Origin of the sequence: Cupriavidus sp. YAF13 (genome assembly GCF_052113425.1) — a bacterium.
Lineage (GTDB): Bacteria > Pseudomonadota > Gammaproteobacteria > Burkholderiales > Burkholderiaceae > Cupriavidus.
Map to the genome: position 1 here is coordinate 213,130 of NZ_JBFRDD010000001.1, position 14,005 is coordinate 227,134.

The window sequence follows — 14,005 nt, forward strand, 5'->3', positions numbered from 1 at the left end:
ATGGCTGGCGTCGTTACCAAGGGCCTGGGCGGCCGTGCTGCCCCCGCCGCCACGCGTTTCCGGGATGCCACGGGTGAAGCGCCGTGGGTGCGCTACACCCTGATCGCGATTGCGGTGCTGTTCCTCGCGCTGTTCCTGTTCATTCCGCTGGCTTCGGTATTTTATGAAGCGCTGCGCAAAGGCGTGCAGACTTATTTCGATTCGCTGGTGGAGCCCGATGCCGTGGCCGCGATCCAGCTCACCTTGCTGGTGGCCGCCATCGCGGTGCCGCTGAATGTGGTGTTTGGCGTGGCGGCGTCCTGGGCCATCGCCAAGTTCGAATTCCGCGGCAAGAGCCTGCTGACCACGCTGATCGACCTGCCGTTCTCGGTGTCTCCGGTGATCTCCGGCCTGGTCTATGTGCTGCTGTTCGGCGCGCAGGGCTGGCTCGGGCCGTGGCTGGAGGCGCACGACATCAAGATCATGTTCGCGGTGCCGGGCATCGTGCTGGCCACCATCTTCGTCACCTTTCCGTTTGTGGCGCGCGAGTTGATCCCGCTGATGCAGGCGCAGGGCAGCGAGGAGGAAGAGGCCGCCATTGTGCTGGGCGCCTCGGGCTGGCAGACCTTCCGCCGCATCACGCTGCCCAACATCCGCTGGGGCCTGCTGTATGGCGTGATCCTGTGCAATGCGCGGGCGATGGGCGAGTTCGGCGCGGTCTCGGTGGTGTCGGGCCATATCCGCGGCCTGACCAACACCATGCCGCTGCACGTGGAGATTCTCTACAACGAATACAACTTCGCGGCCGCCTTTGCGGTGGCGTCGCTGCTCACACTGCTGGCCCTGGTCACGCTTGGCATCAAGACGCTGGTGGAGTACCGGGCGAGCCGCGAGCACAGGGAAGACGAGAACGTTGCGCCGGAGAACCCGAGCGCTGGCAAATTGCAAGGACAGGCATCATGAGCATCCAGGTCAAGAATGTGCAGAAGCGCTTCGGCAATTTCGTTGCGCTCGACGACGTCACCCTCGATTTCGACGAAGGCCAGCTGACGGCGTTGCTGGGGCCCTCGGGCTGCGGCAAGACCACGCTGCTGCGGATCATCGCCGGCCTGGAACGCGCCGACGCTGGCCAGATCCTGCTGGAAGGGCGCGATGCCTCGCACCAGCACGTGCGCCAGCGCCAGGTTGGATTTGTGTTTCAGCATTACGCGCTGTTCAAGCACATGACGGTGTTCGAGAACGTGGCCTTCGGCCTGCGCGTCAAGCCGCGCGCCGAGCGCCCCGGCGAGGCGCAGATCCGCGACAAGGTGCGCGCATTGCTGGAACTGGTGCAGCTCGACTGGCTGGCCGACCGCTATCCGCCGCAGTTGTCCGGCGGGCAGCGCCAGCGTATCGCGCTGGCCCGCGCGCTGGCGGTGGAGCCGCGCGTGCTGCTGCTCGACGAGCCCTTCGGCGCGCTCGACGCCAAGGTGCGCAAGGAACTGCGCCGCTGGCTGCGCCGCCTGCACGACGAGCTCCATGTCACCAGCGTGTTTGTCACCCACGACCAGGAAGAGGCGCTCGAAGTGGCCGACCAGGTGGTGCTGATGAACCGCGGCCATGTGGAGCAGGCGGGCACGCCGGAGGCGGTCTACAACCATCCGGCCACGCCGTTCGTGTTCGGCTTTCTCGGTAACGTCAACCTGTTCCACGGCCGGCTTGAGGTCGGGGAGCGGGGCGGCCTGCTGCATACCGGCGACTCGATCCTGCCGGTGATCGGCAGCGGCCATGAGACCGCCGGCGACGCCGTGGCCTATGTCCGCCCGCACGATCTCGACCTCGAGCGCTATTCGCCCGGCACCGACGGTATTGCCGTGACGCTGCGCCGCGCGCTCACCCTGGGCCCCGTGGCCCAGCTCGAACTGGAACGTGAAGACACCCAGGAAGTCATCGAAGTGGCGCTGCCGCTCGAGCGCTTCCGCCACCAGGGCTTCCGCGAGGGCGAGCTGCTCGCCGTGCGGCCGCGCCGGCTGCGTGTCTTCGTCCAACCCCATTCATCCGCCCCGGCTAGCGCCAGGGGCACGCCGGCAGGAGCCGCACAATGAACTTCCAGCAACTACGTTCCATCCGCGAGGCGGTGCGCCGCCAATTCAACCTGACCGAGGTGGCCAATGCGCTCTACACCTCGCAGCCCGGTGTCTCGCGCCAGATCCGCGAGCTGGAGGAAGAGCTCGGCGTCGAGATCTTCGAGCGCTACGGCAAGCGCCTGACCGGCCTGACCGAGCCCGGGCGCGAAATCGTGCGGATCGTCGAGCGCCTGCTGCTCGAGGCCGAGAACCTGCGCCAGGCGGGCGACGAATTCGCCGGGCGCCATACCGGCCGCCTGACGGTGGCCACCACCCACACCCAGGCGCGTTATGCCTTGCCCAAGGTGGTGCAGAGCTTCCGCCGCGCTTACCCCCATGTGACGCTTGCGCTGCAAGAAGCCTCGCCCGCGCACATTGTGGAGCTGGTGCTGAGCGGCCAGGCCGATATCGGCATCGCCACCGAGGCGGTGGCCAGCGAGGCCGGGCTGACCTCGTTCGAGGCTTATACCTGGCGCCACGTGCTGGTGGTTTCGCCGGATCACCCGCTGACGCACCTGCCGGAGCCGACGCTGGAAGACATCGCCGGCTTCCCGATCATTACCTACGATGCCGGCTTCACCGGGCGCCGCAAGATCGACGGCGCCTTTGCCGCCGCCGGCCTGCAGCCGGAGATCGTGCTGACCGCGATGGACGCGGACGTCATCAAGACCTACGCGGAGCTGGAGCTGGGCGTGGGCATCATCGCCTCGATGGCCTACGACGAGCGCAAGGACGCCGGGCTGGTGCGGATCGCGGCCGACCATCTGTTCGAGCCCAACACCACCAGCGTGGCCGTGCGCCGCGGCGCCTACCTGCGCGGCTACGCGCATGCCTTCATCAACATGTTCGCGCCGCACCTCTCGCGCGATACCGTCAGCAGCGCGCTGTCCGAGCCGGCGGGCGGGCAGGTGGTCGAGGCCTGACAACCTGGGCTAGCGGCACCTGGGCAGGCCCGGTGCCGATCGCGCCGCATCCTCGCGATTCGCGCCATCCGCATTCCATTCGTCGCACGCCACTTTCGTAGCGACCGGTGTCCGCGTAAAGTCGCTACTGTCCGTGGCGGAATACGTTGATACCGTCACATGGCTTGATGCACCGCAATATCGACGGTGCGCGGGTCCGCACGAGAGGAGAGCGCGATGAAGCAAGGCCGTGGCGGCAAGGGGCTGATCGCCCCGATCATCCTGATTGCATTGGGCGCGGTGTTCCTCGCGCAAAACGGCGGCCTGCTGCCAGCCTACCTGGTGCGGGATGGCTGGCCCGTGCTGCTGATCGCCCTGGGCGCCATCGTGCTTGTGCGCCGCCTGGCCTGGCGGCGCGTCGACCAGCGCGGCCCCAAGCCATGAGCGCGCGCCCTGAAGGGCTGCTGAGCTGGCAATGGCGCGGCTACGCCCGCAACCACAATCACCCTCGCAGCCTGTTGCTGCACATTGTCGCGGTGCCGATGTTCATGGCCGGCAATGTGCTGCTGGTCTATGGCGTGCTGTTGCTATCCGTGCCCGCGGTAGGGCTTGGCGTGCTGTGCATGGCCTTGTCGATGATGCTGCAAGGGCGGGGGCACCGGCTTGAGGCGGTCAGGCCCGAGCCGTTTGCCGGCCCGCTCGACATCGCCCGGCGGATCCTGGCCGAGCAATGGATCACGTTTCCGCGCTATGTGCTGTCGGGGCAGTGGTGGGCCGCGTTGCACGGCCACGGTGCCAATCCCGCGATGGATGACGCCAACGTGGTGCCGCGTGCCCGCGAGCCGGGCGACGGCTGTCAGCGCCTGTGATCGGCCTTTACAATAACCAATAACGCTCAGTCATCCTCGACCTTGCCCCTATGAAAGCGCTGGATCGCTGTCCCGCCGCCATCCCCTCCAGGATCTCGATCCTCGGGCGCGACCTGGTGTTCGTGCTGTGCGCGAACACCATCATCGCCGTCAGCCTGAACTACGGTTTCCGCACGGGCGGCTCGCTGTGGCACAACTTCGTCTACAGTCAGCTTATCGGCCTGTCGATCTGGCTGCTGATCGATATCGCCCGCGTACTGATCTGGTGGAATGATCGTCCCACGCGCTGGCCCTTCCTGTGCCTGACTGCCGTTGCCGTGCCGCTGGGCGTGATCATGGGCAGCTGGACCACACGCGTGGTACTGAACGAGCCGGCGAAGTCCTTCGAGGAAGCTACCGATATGCTGCGCATGTGCCTGGTAGTGGGCATGCTTGCATCGGCCAGCATGATTTACTTCTACTGGTCGCGCGAGAAGCTCGCCCATCTCGAGCGGCAGGCCGCGCTCGACGCGCTGCAGCGCGAAGAGGCCGAAAAGCAACTGGTGCGCGCGCAGCTGATGGCCCTGCAGGCGCAGATCGAGCCGCATTTCCTGTTCAACTCCCTGGCCAACCTGGACTGCCTGATTGCCACCGACCAGCAGGCCGCAAGGCGCCTGCTGCAGCGGCTGATCGGATTCCTGCGCATGTCGCTGTCGCACACGCGCGCCGAGCAATGCACGCTGCGCCAGGAGTTCGAGTTGCTGCGCAGCTACCTGGACATCCAGGCCCTGCGTTTCGGCACGCGCCTGGCCTATGAGATCGAGCTTCCGCCCGAGCTGGCGGAGGTCGAGATCCCGCCCATGCTGATCCAGCCGCTGGTGGAGAACGCGGTCAGCCACGGCATCGAGCCGTGCATGCATGGCGGCAGGATCGTGCTGTCGGCCCGGGCGCAGGGCGACAACGCCGTGCAGGTGATCATCACCGATAGCGGGGTAGGTTTCGGACATGCCGTGACCAAGGGCTCCGGCCTTGGGCTGACCCATGTGCGCGAGCGGCTGGCGCGGATTTTCGGCGCGGCGGCCAGCATGCAGATGGAAGAAAACACGCCACGCGGCGTGATCGTCCGGCTGACGTTGCCCGTTGTGCGCACGGCGGCGCTTGCCGCCGTCAACGCACCCATGCCGGTGCCCGCGTGCAAGGCCGCCGGCGCGCGCGCCATCCCCCCCGTGAGCGCTGCCACGCAAGGCATTTCCCATTCTTGAGGCACCTCGCCCTTAGCCGTTTCGACTGCTTGGACTGATTAGACTGATTAGGCTTGCCTCGACCGATCCGCCCCTTACTTCCGTTTCCATGGCCCCGACCCTGTTGATCGCCGACGACGAGCCGCTGCTCGCGCGTGCCTTGCATGCCGAATTGTCCAGCCTCTGGCCCGAGGCGCAGATCGTCTGCGTGGTCCATGACGGCGTGTCCGCGCTGGAGGCGGCCCGCCAGCACCAGCCCCAGGTCGCGTTTCTCGATATCCGCATGCCAGGCATGAGCGGCATGGACGTGGCGCGCGAGCTGATGGAGTTCGATTCGCCGCCGCTAGTGGTGTTCGTCACGGCATACGACCAGTTCGCGTTGGAAGCCTTCGAGCGCGAGGCGGTCGATTACGTGCTCAAGCCGGTGCAGCCCGAGCGGCTGGAGGCCACGGTGCACCGCCTCAAGGCGAGGCTGGCGGCCCAGGCGCAGGCCAGCGAGGAGGGCGGCGCCGCCCTCGATACCGATCGCCTGGCGCAATTGCTGGCGCGCCTGGAGACCCTGGAGTCAGGCGGGCCCGGGCAGCAAGCGCCAGCGGGCGCGTCGCAACATGGCTACCTGCGCTTTATCAAGGCGCTGGTCGGCCAGGAGATCCGCATCATTCCGGTGGATGAGGTGATCTACCTGGAGGCGACGGACAAGTACGTCAACGTGGTGTCCGCCAGCGGCGAGGCGTTGATCCGCACCAGCCTGCGCGAGCTGTCGCAGCAGCTCGACCCCGAGCGCTTCTGGCAGATCCATCGCGGCACGGTGGTCAATATCGACTGCGTGGCCAGTGCCGTGAACCAGTCGCTGGGGCGGCTCGCGCTCAAGCTGCGCAATCGCTCTGAAACCTTGCCGGTGGCGCGTCAGTACGCCTATCTGTTTAAACAGATGTAACGCGCAGGGCACCCCTGCCACGGGTGGTTTTACTCTATGATGCGGTATTTGCAGCGCGCCTCTTGAGCCTGGCAGCATGGCCAACGCGCCATGCCAAGCCCAGCCAGATAGCCGCCCGATGACTGCCGCCACCCTCGATCCCGTTCGCAATCCGCTGCGCCACGACGCCCAGGTCATCGGCCTGGTCGGCCTGGCCCACGGCGTTTCCCACTTCTTTCACCTCCTGCTGGCGCCCCTGTTCCCGTGGATCAAGGCCGAGTTCGGCCTGAGCTATGCCGAGCTGGGCTTGCTGATGACGGTGTTCTTTGCCGTGTCGGCCGTGGTGCAGACCGCGTCGGGCTTCGTGGTGGACCGCTTTGGCGCGACGCCGGTGCTGTTCGGCGGCCTCGGGCTGCTGGGCGCGGCGGCCTTGCTGCTGTCGATCAGCCCGAGCTACGCGATGCTGCTGCTTGGCGCGGGCGTGGCCGGGATCGGCAACGGCGTGTTCCATCCCGCCGATTTCACCTTGCTCAACAAGCATGTTTCCCAGCCGCGGCTGGGGCATGCGTTCTCGGTGCATGGCATCTCGGGCAACCTCGGCTGGGCCGCGGCGCCGATCTTCCTGGTGACCATTGCCGAGCTCGGCAGCTGGCGCACCGCGCTTGCCAGCGCCTCGGCGGTGGCCTTTGGCGTGCTGGCCGTGCTGCTGGCCTTCCGGCATGTGCTGGATCCCCGCGCCGCCGCTGGTGCGGCGCCCAGGGCGGCCACCGCGGCGGCCAAGGCAGGCGGCAGCATGCTCGCGTTCCTGAAGCTGCCGCAAGTGTGGATCTGCTGGGCCTTCTTCCTCGTCACCACCTTTTCGTTCTCCGGCATCCAGAGCTTCGCGCCGACCGCGCTGACCCAGCTCTACGGCATGCCGCTGACCCTCGCCACGGCGTCGTACACCGTCTATATGTTGTGCAGCGCGGGCGGCATGATCGTGGGTGGCTTTGCCGCGGGACGCACCAGCAACCACGACCGCCTGATCGCAATGAGCTTCACGTTGTCGGGCTTGGTCGCGATCGTGGTGGGGCTGGGCGTGCTGCCGGCCGTGATGGTGCCGGTGCTGATGGGCGTGATCGGCTTCGGCGCGGGCACGGCCGGGCCTTCGCGCGATCTGCTGGTGCGTGCGGCAGCGCCTGCCGGCGCCACGGGCCGGGTTTATGGCGTGGTCTATTCGGGCCTGGATATCGGCCTGGCCAGCGGGCCGCTGTTCTTCGGCATGCTGATGGATGCGCACTGGCCGAGCTGGGTGTTCTTCATGATCGGCGCCTTCCAGATGCTGGCGATCTTCACCGCCGTTACGGTTGGCAATGGCAACCGCTCCCGCCGCGAGGTGGCGGGCAAGCGGGCGGCCGCCGGCTGACAAAGGCTGACGCAGGCACCAGCAACTCATCCACTTACCGCTTTCCACCTTTCTGATTCGGGAGCCCTTCATGAGCTTTGCTACCACTGACCTGTGCGACGCCAATGAGGCTCGCCTGGCCGACGGCTCGCTGCGCGTGCTGTCGCCGGTATTCCAGCATTTCGGCAAGCGCGCCGCTTTCTCTGGCCCAGCGGCCACGCTCAAGGTGTTCGAGGACAACTCGCTGGTGCGCGAGGCGGTCGAATCGCCGGGCAACGGCCGCGTGCTGGTGGTCGATGGCGGCGGCTCGCTGCGCTGCGCGCTGGTGGGCGGCAACCTTGGCGTGCTGGCCGAGAAGAACGGCTGGGCCGGCATCCTCGTCAATGGCTGCGTGCGTGACAGCGGGGAGCTTGCGGTGTGCGATATCGGCGTGCGCGCCCTGGCCCTGCATCCGCAAAAGAGCCAAAGGCGCAATGTGGGCGAGCGCGAGGTCACGGTGCAAATGCCCGGCGCCGTGGTGCGGCCCGGCAACTGGATCTATGTTGACGCCGATGGCGTGCTGGTGGCGGACACCAGGCTGGAGGGCTGAGCATGCCGGTGGTCTTTGTCTATGGCACGCTGCGCGCGGGCGAAGTCAACGACCTCAACGCGGCCGCGCGCAGGCACGGCATTGCCGCGCCGCGCCTGATCGGTAGCGCGACCGTGGCGGGGCGGCTCTATGACTTCGGCACGTATCCCGGGCTGGTGCTGGACGCCGCCGCGCCCGGCGTGGCCGGCGACTTGTACGAGGTCGATGCCGCACTGGTGCCGGTGCTCGACGAGATCGAGGAGGTCTATCCGGGCCAGGCCTCGTTGTTCGTGCGCGAGGAGCGCGTGGTGGCGGTTGGCGATCAAGCCGTCAGCTGCCTGCTTTACCCGGTGGGCGAGGAGGCGGTCGCGGGCCTGCCGCGCATTGCATCCGGCGACTGGGTGGCCTACCGGCGCGCCCGTTAGCCGGCTTGCGTTTGAAACGCTACGCCGCGCGCTCGCCGCGCGGCCAGTCTTGGCGTAGCATCGGCAACCATTCCATCGTCCGATGTCATGGTCAAGCATGCACACTCCCCATTCCCTTCCCAACCAGCGATTCGTCCAGTCCGGCGGCGTGCGGCTTGCCGTCAAGACCTGGGGCGATCCCGCGCGCCCGGCCATGGTGCTGGTGCACGGCTATCCGGACAACAGCGCGGTCTGGCATGGCGTGGCGCCTCTGCTGGCCAATGACTATTACGTAGTGGCCTACGATGTGCGCGGCGCCGGCGGCTCTTCGGCGCCCAAGGGCGTGGCGGCCTATCGTCTGGCGCGCCTGGCGGACGACTTCAGCGCGGTGATCGACGCCGTTTCTCCCGATGCGCCCGTCCACCTGGTCGGCCATGACTGGGGCTCGATCCAATGCTGGGAGTTTGTCACCGAGCCACGCCTGCGCGGCCGCATCGCTTCGTTCACGTCGTGCTCCGGGCCTTGCCTGGACCATGTCGGCCACTGGATGCGAGGAAACCGGCGTCTGTCGTTCACGGCGCTCTCGCGCTCGCTGCGGCAGATGGCCTCGTCCTGGTACATCTATATCTTCCATCTGCCGTGGCTGCCCGAGCTAAGCTGGCGGCTCTGGATGGGCCGCGCCTGGCCGCTTTACCTGAGGCGGACCGAGGGCATCGAGGCGGATCCCAATCCCACCCAGGCGGAGGACGGCCGTCACGGGCTGGCGCTGTATCGCGCCAATATGCTGCCGCGCCTGCTTTCACCGGGCGAGCGTCATGCGCACGCGCCGGTGCAGGTGATCGTGCCACTGCTGGATCGCTATGTCAGGCCGGCGCTGTCCGAGGATCTGTCGCGCTGGGTGGAGCGCTGGTGGCGCCGGGAGGTCAGCGCGCGGCACTGGCTGCCGCTGGCGGACCCCGCCAGCATGGCGGCGATGGTGCGCGACCTGGCCGGACATATCGATGGCGGTCCGGAGCCGCTGGCATTACGCCAGGTGCGGATGGCGTCAAATCCCGAAATTTCATAATGCGGAAAGCTGTTTTGTGCGGCAAAAAATGGTGATGCGCAGCACAACGGGCATTTCTCATGATGGAAGATTGCTTGCCACATGGTGAAAAATATATTGTAAAGCATTGATTATAAAAGAGAAAAAAACTAAGCGAGGACTGCATTCCCAGCTGTTGCGACGCGAGGTGTTTTCCTACACTCTTATATAAGACACATGACCTAAACGGCAAAAAACAGGGGTGGCGAGGCCAGCAGATCAGCGCCGCCAAAACACCCCCGAAAGTGCCCCGGTCGGCAAGTCGGCACCACGGTCCGCCCAGCCTGTCGCAAGTTTCCAATGCCATCCCCGCTTTGAACTCTAGGAGAGTGAAATGTCCCGCGAAACCGAAGCAAAGAACCTGCAAAATGAGTGGGATACCAATCCCCGCTGGAAGGGCGTCGCGCGTCACTACACCGCCGATGACGTCGTGCGCCTGCGCGGCTCCGTGCAGATTGAGCACACCTTGGCCCGCCGCGGCGCCGAGAAGCTGTGGCACCTGCTGAACACCGAGCCGTTCGTCAACACGCTGGGCGCGCTGACCGGCAACCAGGCCATGCAACAGGTCAAGGCTGGCCTCAAGGCCATCTACCTGTCGGGCTGGCAAGTCGCAGGCGACGCCAACCTGGCCGGCGAAATGTACCCCGACCAGTCGCTGTACCCGGCCAACTCGGTGCCGCAAGTGGTGCGCCGCATCAACAACACCTTCCAGCGCGCCGACCAGATCCAGTGGAGCGAAGGCAAGGGCGATACCGATTTCTTCGCACCGATCGTGGCTGACGCCGAAGCCGGTTTCGGCGGCGTGCTCAATGCCTTCGAACTGATGAAGTCGATGATTGACGCAGGCGCTGCCGGCGTTCACTTCGAAGACCAGTTGGCTTCGGTCAAGAAATGCGGCCACATGGGTGGCAAGGTGCTGGTGCCGACGCGTGAAGCCGTTGCCAAGCTGACCGCCGCGCGCCTGGCCGCCGACGTGTCCGGCGTGCCGACCCTGGTGATCGCTCGTACCGATGCTGAAGCCGCCGATCTGCTGACCTCCGACGTGGATGAGCGCGATCGCCCGTTCTGCACCGGCGAGCGCACGGTGGAAGGCTTCTACCGCGTCAAGCCGGGCATCGAGCAATCGATCTCCCGTGCCCTGGCCTACGCCGAAGTGGCCGACCTGGTGTGGTGCGAAACCGGCAAGCCTGACCTGGAATTCGCCAAGAAGTTTGCCGAAGCCGTGCACGCCAAGTTCCCGGGCAAGATGCTGGCCTACAACTGCTCGCCSWSSTTCAACTGGAAGAAGAACCTCGACGACGCCACCATCGCCAAGTTCCAGAGGGAACTGGGCGCCATGGGCTACAAGTTCCAGTTCATCACGCTGGCCGGCTTCCACTCGCTGAACTACTCGATGTTCAACCTGGCCTACGGCTATGCCCGCAACCAGATGAGCGCATTCGTCGAACTGCAGGAAAACGAGTTCAAGGCCGCCGAGAAGGGATTTACCGCCGTCAAGCACCAGCGCGAAGTCGGCACCGGCTACTTCGACGCCGTGACCCAGACCATCGAAGGCGGCCAGTCGTCCACGACCGCCCTCAAGGGTTCGACCGAAGACGAACAATTCTTCGATAAGAAAGTGGCCTGAAGCTTCAGATCGCGAGATCGAAAAGCGGAATGGCTGACTGGCCCAATAGCCGGTCATCTTGAGGGGCGTGCGACCATCACGCCCTTCAATTAGGCGCCGCGCCGTCTCCCTCTCAGGGACGGCGCGGTTTTTTGCTTTTTGGGGCCGCCCTGTGAAAAAATGTTAAAAATTGTGTATTTTGGCAATTCGGTCATTTGTGGCTAAATTGAGATGTTTTTTGGCGATATGATGCTGCCCGTGTGTAAGCAGAGCCACACCGCAGGTCGCCGGCCAGCCGCCGGCACATCTCCATTCAAGTCACTGGCGAGCAACCCGGTCGGTGTCGATCCCAAGAAGGCAACAAACATGAAGCACAAACTTTCCCTGGCCGCTATCGTCGCGCTCTGCGCTGCCTTGGCCGGCTGCGCGGGCACCAATGTCGACGGCATGATGGGCGCCGGCACCTCGCTGCTCAAGGCGGCCTCGCTGAGCGACGGCGATGTCAAGACCATGTCCGACCAGTCTTGCGCCGAGCTCGACAAGGCCAACAAGATCGCTGCCCCTAGCAGCACCTACAACAAACGCCTGACCAAGATCATGGCGGGCCTGCAGTCGAGCGGCCTGCCCAACGTCAACGCCAAGGTCTACCTGACCAAGGACGTCAACGCCTGGGCCATGGCCAACGGCTGCGTGCGCGTGTACAGCGGCCTGATGGACATGATGACCGACGACGAAGTGCGCGGCGTGGTGGGGCATGAGCTGGGCCACGTGGCGCTGGGCCACACCAAGAACAAGATGCAAGTGGCGTACACCGCCATGGCGGCGCGCGGCGCGCTGGCCGCCGCCGGTGGCACCGTGGCCGCGCTGTCGGCCTCGCAGCTGGGCGAAATGGGCGAGCAACTGATCAACGCGCAATTCTCGCAAACGCAGGAAAGCGCCGCCGACGATTACTCGTTCGATGTGCTGACCAAGAACAAGGCCAATACCCGTGGCCTGGTCACGGCGTTCCAGAAGCTGGCCAAGCTGGATGGCGGCAAGTCCAGCATGTTCTCGTCGCACCCGGGCTCGGACGATCGCGCCAAGCACATCGAAGACCGCATCAAGAAGAGCAGCTGATCCAGGCCGGCCTTGCCGCAAAGGCGGCCGGTCAAGCAAGAAAGGCTGGCTGCCCCGTTCCGGGCGGCCAGCCTTTTTGTCGTTTGGGGTTTGGCGCCAGGGCGCGCTCAGCGATACACGATCACCGGGATATCGGTGTGCGTCAGCACCTTCTGGGTTTCGCTGCCCAGCAGCAAGCCCGACAAGCCACGCCTGCCGTGCGAGGCCATGAAGATCACGTCGCAGCCATGGCGCTCGGCTGCGTCGATGATGCCCAGGTAGGGCACCGCAAAGGTGGACATGTCGGCGTCAAAGCTGATGCCGTCGGCCCGGGCGGCGGTTTCCACTTCCTTCAGGTATAGCTTGGCCTGGCTTTCGATGCGGTCCCTGAAGGCCTGTGGCGCCTCCACCACGATCTCGCTGAACGGCGTGTAGGGATACTCCTCCAGGCAGACATAGGCGGTGACCCGCGCATTGATTGTCTTGGCCAGCTCCAGCGCGCCGTCGATGGCCTTCTTGGACAGTTCCGAACCGTCGGTGGGTAGCAGGATGTGCTTGAACATGCTGGACTCCTTTGGGGCGAATGGACCGGATTTACCTTTGGACGGAGGCAGGCCGCACGGCGCCTGTCAGCTTTCATTGTAGGCAGGGGTGGCGCATGGGGCATTGCCCTAAATCAAATCGAACTAGGAATTGACCGCCAGTTGCGGCTTGCCGGTGGCGGATGCCTGTTCCGCGCGGCGCCAGTAAGCCGGGTTCCCATAGGTGTTCTTCAGGTGGTCGATGAACAGCCGCACCCGCAGCGGCAGGTGCTTGCGCTGCGGAAAGACAGCGTGGATGCCGATCGGCGGCGCCTGGAACTCGTCGAGCACCGTGACCAGCCGGCCGCTGGCGATTTCCTGCCCGACTTCCCACCAGGAGCGCCATGCCAGCCCGTGGCCGTGCAGGCACCACGCGTGCAGCACCGCGCCATCGGTGCATTCCATGGTGCCGCCCACCTTGACCGTGACCGCGCGGCCTTCCTGCTGGAAGGCCCAGCCGCGCTGCACGTTGGCGCTGGCGCCGAAGGCCAGGCAGTTGTGACGGGTGAGATCCTCGGGCAGGGCGGGCACGCCATGGCGCGCCAGGTAATCGGGGGACGCCACCACCACGCGCCGGTTCTCCGCCAGGCGGATCGACACCAGGCTGGAGTCGGGCAGGTCGCCCAGGCGGATGGCGCAGTCGAAGCCTTCGTTGACGAGATCCACCACGCGGTCCGACAGGTCCAGCGTGATGGTCACATCCGGGTGCGATTCGATGAACAGCGGCACCAGCGGTGCCACGTGCTTGCGCCCGTAGCCCGCCGGCGCGGTCACGCGCAGGTGGCCGCTGGCCTTGACGCCGCCCGCCGAGACGCTGGCCTCGGCGTTGTGCAGGTCGTTGAGGATGCGCTGGCAGTCTTCCAGGAAGGCCGAGCCTTCGAAGGTCAGGCTGATCTTGCGCGTGGTGCGCAGCAGCAGCTTGACGCCCAGGCGCTCTTCCAGCGCATCGATGCGCCGGCCGATGATGGCCGGCGCCACGCCTTCAGCCGCCGCGGCCGCCGAAAGGCTGCCCCGTGCGGCTACCGAGACGAACGTCTCCAGTTGTTTGAAATGATCCACGAAGCTCGCCAGTTTTGTGCCTCATGCCGCCCAAAGCAGGGGGCGGGCGAGGCAATGGGGTGGATTTGGTGCCTTATCTTTACATCGTTAGCGAAGATTAGTGGGGTAAAAGTAAAAGATCAAGTGACCCTGACCGACTTTGCCGCACTGCAACGTCTCCCTACAATGCTATGCATTCATTGGTGTACAGGCCCACGCAGTGGCGCTGGCCTGCCGGGTTTGCCGGATTCGCC

Annotated in this window: 15 protein-coding genes; 13 read left to right on the plus strand and 2 right to left on the minus strand. The window is 65.6% G+C overall.

From position 1 onward, the window contains the following. From cysW to AB4061_RS01370, 13 genes are all read left to right on the plus strand, one after another. Positions 1 to 942 (plus strand): sulfate ABC transporter permease subunit CysW, encoded by a 942-nt coding sequence (gene cysW, locus AB4061_RS01310; protein ID WP_441630195.1) that lies wholly within the window; start codon positions 1 to 3, stop codon positions 940 to 942. Beyond that, positions 939 to 2,063 carry a sulfate/molybdate ABC transporter ATP-binding protein gene (locus AB4061_RS01315; RefSeq protein ID WP_441630197.1) on the plus strand — a complete coding sequence of 375 codons (1,125 nt, stop codon included), beginning with the start codon at positions 939 to 941 and terminating at the stop codon, positions 2,061 to 2,063. The genes cysW and AB4061_RS01315 overlap by 4 nt, the downstream gene beginning before the upstream one ends. Further along, positions 2,060 to 3,007 carry a CysB family HTH-type transcriptional regulator gene (locus AB4061_RS01320; RefSeq protein ID WP_441630199.1) on the plus strand — a complete coding sequence of 316 codons (948 nt, stop codon included), beginning with the start codon at positions 2,060 to 2,062 and terminating at the stop codon, positions 3,005 to 3,007. The genes AB4061_RS01315 and AB4061_RS01320 overlap by 4 nt, the downstream gene beginning before the upstream one ends. A 216-nt stretch (positions 3,008 to 3,223) precedes the next feature. Continuing rightward, the gene (locus AB4061_RS01325) at positions 3,224 to 3,430 is read left to right on the plus strand and encodes a LiaI-LiaF-like domain-containing protein (protein WP_150983578.1); all 207 of its coding nucleotides are present in this window, start codon (positions 3,224 to 3,226) and stop codon (positions 3,428 to 3,430) included. Continuing rightward, complete coding sequence (locus AB4061_RS01330) at positions 3,427 to 3,855, plus strand: terminase (protein WP_441630201.1); 429 nt, start codon at positions 3,427 to 3,429, stop codon at positions 3,853 to 3,855. Before AB4061_RS01325 ends, AB4061_RS01330 begins: the two co-directional genes overlap by 4 nt. A gap of 50 nt (positions 3,856 to 3,905) precedes the next feature. After that, positions 3,906 to 5,096: a sensor histidine kinase gene (locus tag AB4061_RS01335; RefSeq protein ID WP_441630203.1), complete on the plus strand. Its 1,191-nt coding sequence runs from the start codon at positions 3,906 to 3,908 to the stop codon at positions 5,094 to 5,096. A gap of 88 nt (positions 5,097 to 5,184) precedes the next feature. Further along, positions 5,185 to 6,012, plus strand: coding sequence for a LytR/AlgR family response regulator transcription factor (locus tag AB4061_RS01340; protein ID WP_441630205.1), 828 nt, complete (start codon positions 5,185 to 5,187; stop codon positions 6,010 to 6,012). 118 nt (positions 6,013 to 6,130) lie between these two features. Beyond that, complete coding sequence (locus AB4061_RS01345) at positions 6,131 to 7,396, plus strand: MFS transporter (RefSeq protein ID WP_441630207.1); 1,266 nt, start codon at positions 6,131 to 6,133, stop codon at positions 7,394 to 7,396. Between the two features lie 70 nt (positions 7,397 to 7,466). Then, a complete protein-coding gene (gene rraA / locus AB4061_RS01350) occupies positions 7,467 to 7,964 on the plus strand; it encodes a ribonuclease E activity regulator RraA (RefSeq protein ID WP_441630209.1) in 498 nt (165 codons plus the stop codon). A 2-nt stretch (positions 7,965 to 7,966) separates the two neighbouring features. Then, the gene (locus tag AB4061_RS01355; protein ID WP_441630211.1) at positions 7,967 to 8,368 is read left to right on the plus strand and encodes a gamma-glutamylcyclotransferase family protein; all 402 of its coding nucleotides are present in this window, start codon (positions 7,967 to 7,969) and stop codon (positions 8,366 to 8,368) included. Positions 8,369 to 8,465: 97 nt separating this feature from the next. Continuing rightward, positions 8,466 to 9,413, plus strand: coding sequence for an alpha/beta fold hydrolase (locus tag AB4061_RS01360; protein WP_441630213.1), 948 nt, complete (start codon positions 8,466 to 8,468; stop codon positions 9,411 to 9,413). 352 nt (positions 9,414 to 9,765) lie between these two features. Continuing rightward, positions 9,766 to 11,058 carry an isocitrate lyase gene (aceA, locus tag AB4061_RS01365; protein WP_441630215.1) on the plus strand — a complete coding sequence of 431 codons (1,293 nt, stop codon included), beginning with the start codon at positions 9,766 to 9,768 and terminating at the stop codon, positions 11,056 to 11,058. A 345-nt stretch (positions 11,059 to 11,403) separates the two neighbouring features. After that, complete coding sequence (locus tag AB4061_RS01370; RefSeq protein WP_441630217.1) at positions 11,404 to 12,153, plus strand: M48 family metalloprotease; 750 nt, start codon at positions 11,404 to 11,406, stop codon at positions 12,151 to 12,153. A 107-nt stretch (positions 12,154 to 12,260) separates the two neighbouring features. Here AB4061_RS01370 and AB4061_RS01375 read toward each other — a convergent pair whose 3' ends face one another. Then, positions 12,261 to 12,695: a universal stress protein gene (locus AB4061_RS01375; protein WP_006161942.1), complete on the minus strand. Its 435-nt coding sequence runs from the start codon at positions 12,693 to 12,695 to the stop codon at positions 12,261 to 12,263. A 123-nt stretch (positions 12,696 to 12,818) separates the two neighbouring features. After that, a complete protein-coding gene (locus AB4061_RS01380) occupies positions 12,819 to 13,772 on the minus strand; it encodes a LysR substrate-binding domain-containing protein (RefSeq protein WP_441630220.1) in 954 nt (317 codons plus the stop codon). Positions 13,773 to 14,005: the final 233 nt, after the last annotated feature.

Excerpts from the sequence above, each read along its gene's own strand:
- cysW (WP_441630195.1), top strand. The coding sequence starts at position 1 with ATGGCTGGCGTCGTTACCAAGGGCCTGGGCGGCCGTGCTGCCCCCGCC.
- AB4061_RS01315 (WP_441630197.1), top strand. The coding sequence starts at position 939 with ATGAGCATCCAGGTCAAGAATGTGCAGAAGCGCTTCGGCAATTTCGTT.
- AB4061_RS01320 (WP_441630199.1), top strand. The coding sequence starts at position 2,060 with ATGAACTTCCAGCAACTACGTTCCATCCGCGAGGCGGTGCGCCGCCAA.
- AB4061_RS01325 (WP_150983578.1), top strand. The coding sequence starts at position 3,224 with ATGAAGCAAGGCCGTGGCGGCAAGGGGCTGATCGCCCCGATCATCCTG.
- AB4061_RS01330 (WP_441630201.1), top strand. The coding sequence starts at position 3,427 with ATGAGCGCGCGCCCTGAAGGGCTGCTGAGCTGGCAATGGCGCGGCTAC.
- AB4061_RS01335 (WP_441630203.1), top strand. The coding sequence starts at position 3,906 with ATGAAAGCGCTGGATCGCTGTCCCGCCGCCATCCCCTCCAGGATCTCG.
- AB4061_RS01340 (WP_441630205.1), top strand. The coding sequence starts at position 5,185 with ATGGCCCCGACCCTGTTGATCGCCGACGACGAGCCGCTGCTCGCGCGT.
- AB4061_RS01345 (WP_441630207.1), top strand. The coding sequence starts at position 6,131 with ATGACTGCCGCCACCCTCGATCCCGTTCGCAATCCGCTGCGCCACGAC.
- rraA (WP_441630209.1), top strand. The coding sequence starts at position 7,467 with ATGAGCTTTGCTACCACTGACCTGTGCGACGCCAATGAGGCTCGCCTG.
- AB4061_RS01355 (WP_441630211.1), top strand. The coding sequence starts at position 7,967 with ATGCCGGTGGTCTTTGTCTATGGCACGCTGCGCGCGGGCGAAGTCAAC.
- AB4061_RS01360 (WP_441630213.1), top strand. The coding sequence starts at position 8,466 with ATGCACACTCCCCATTCCCTTCCCAACCAGCGATTCGTCCAGTCCGGC.
- AB4061_RS01370 (WP_441630217.1), top strand. The coding sequence starts at position 11,404 with ATGAAGCACAAACTTTCCCTGGCCGCTATCGTCGCGCTCTGCGCTGCC.
- AB4061_RS01375 (WP_006161942.1), bottom strand. The coding sequence starts at position 12,695 with ATGTTCAAGCACATCCTGCTACCCACCGACGGTTCGGAACTGTCCAAG.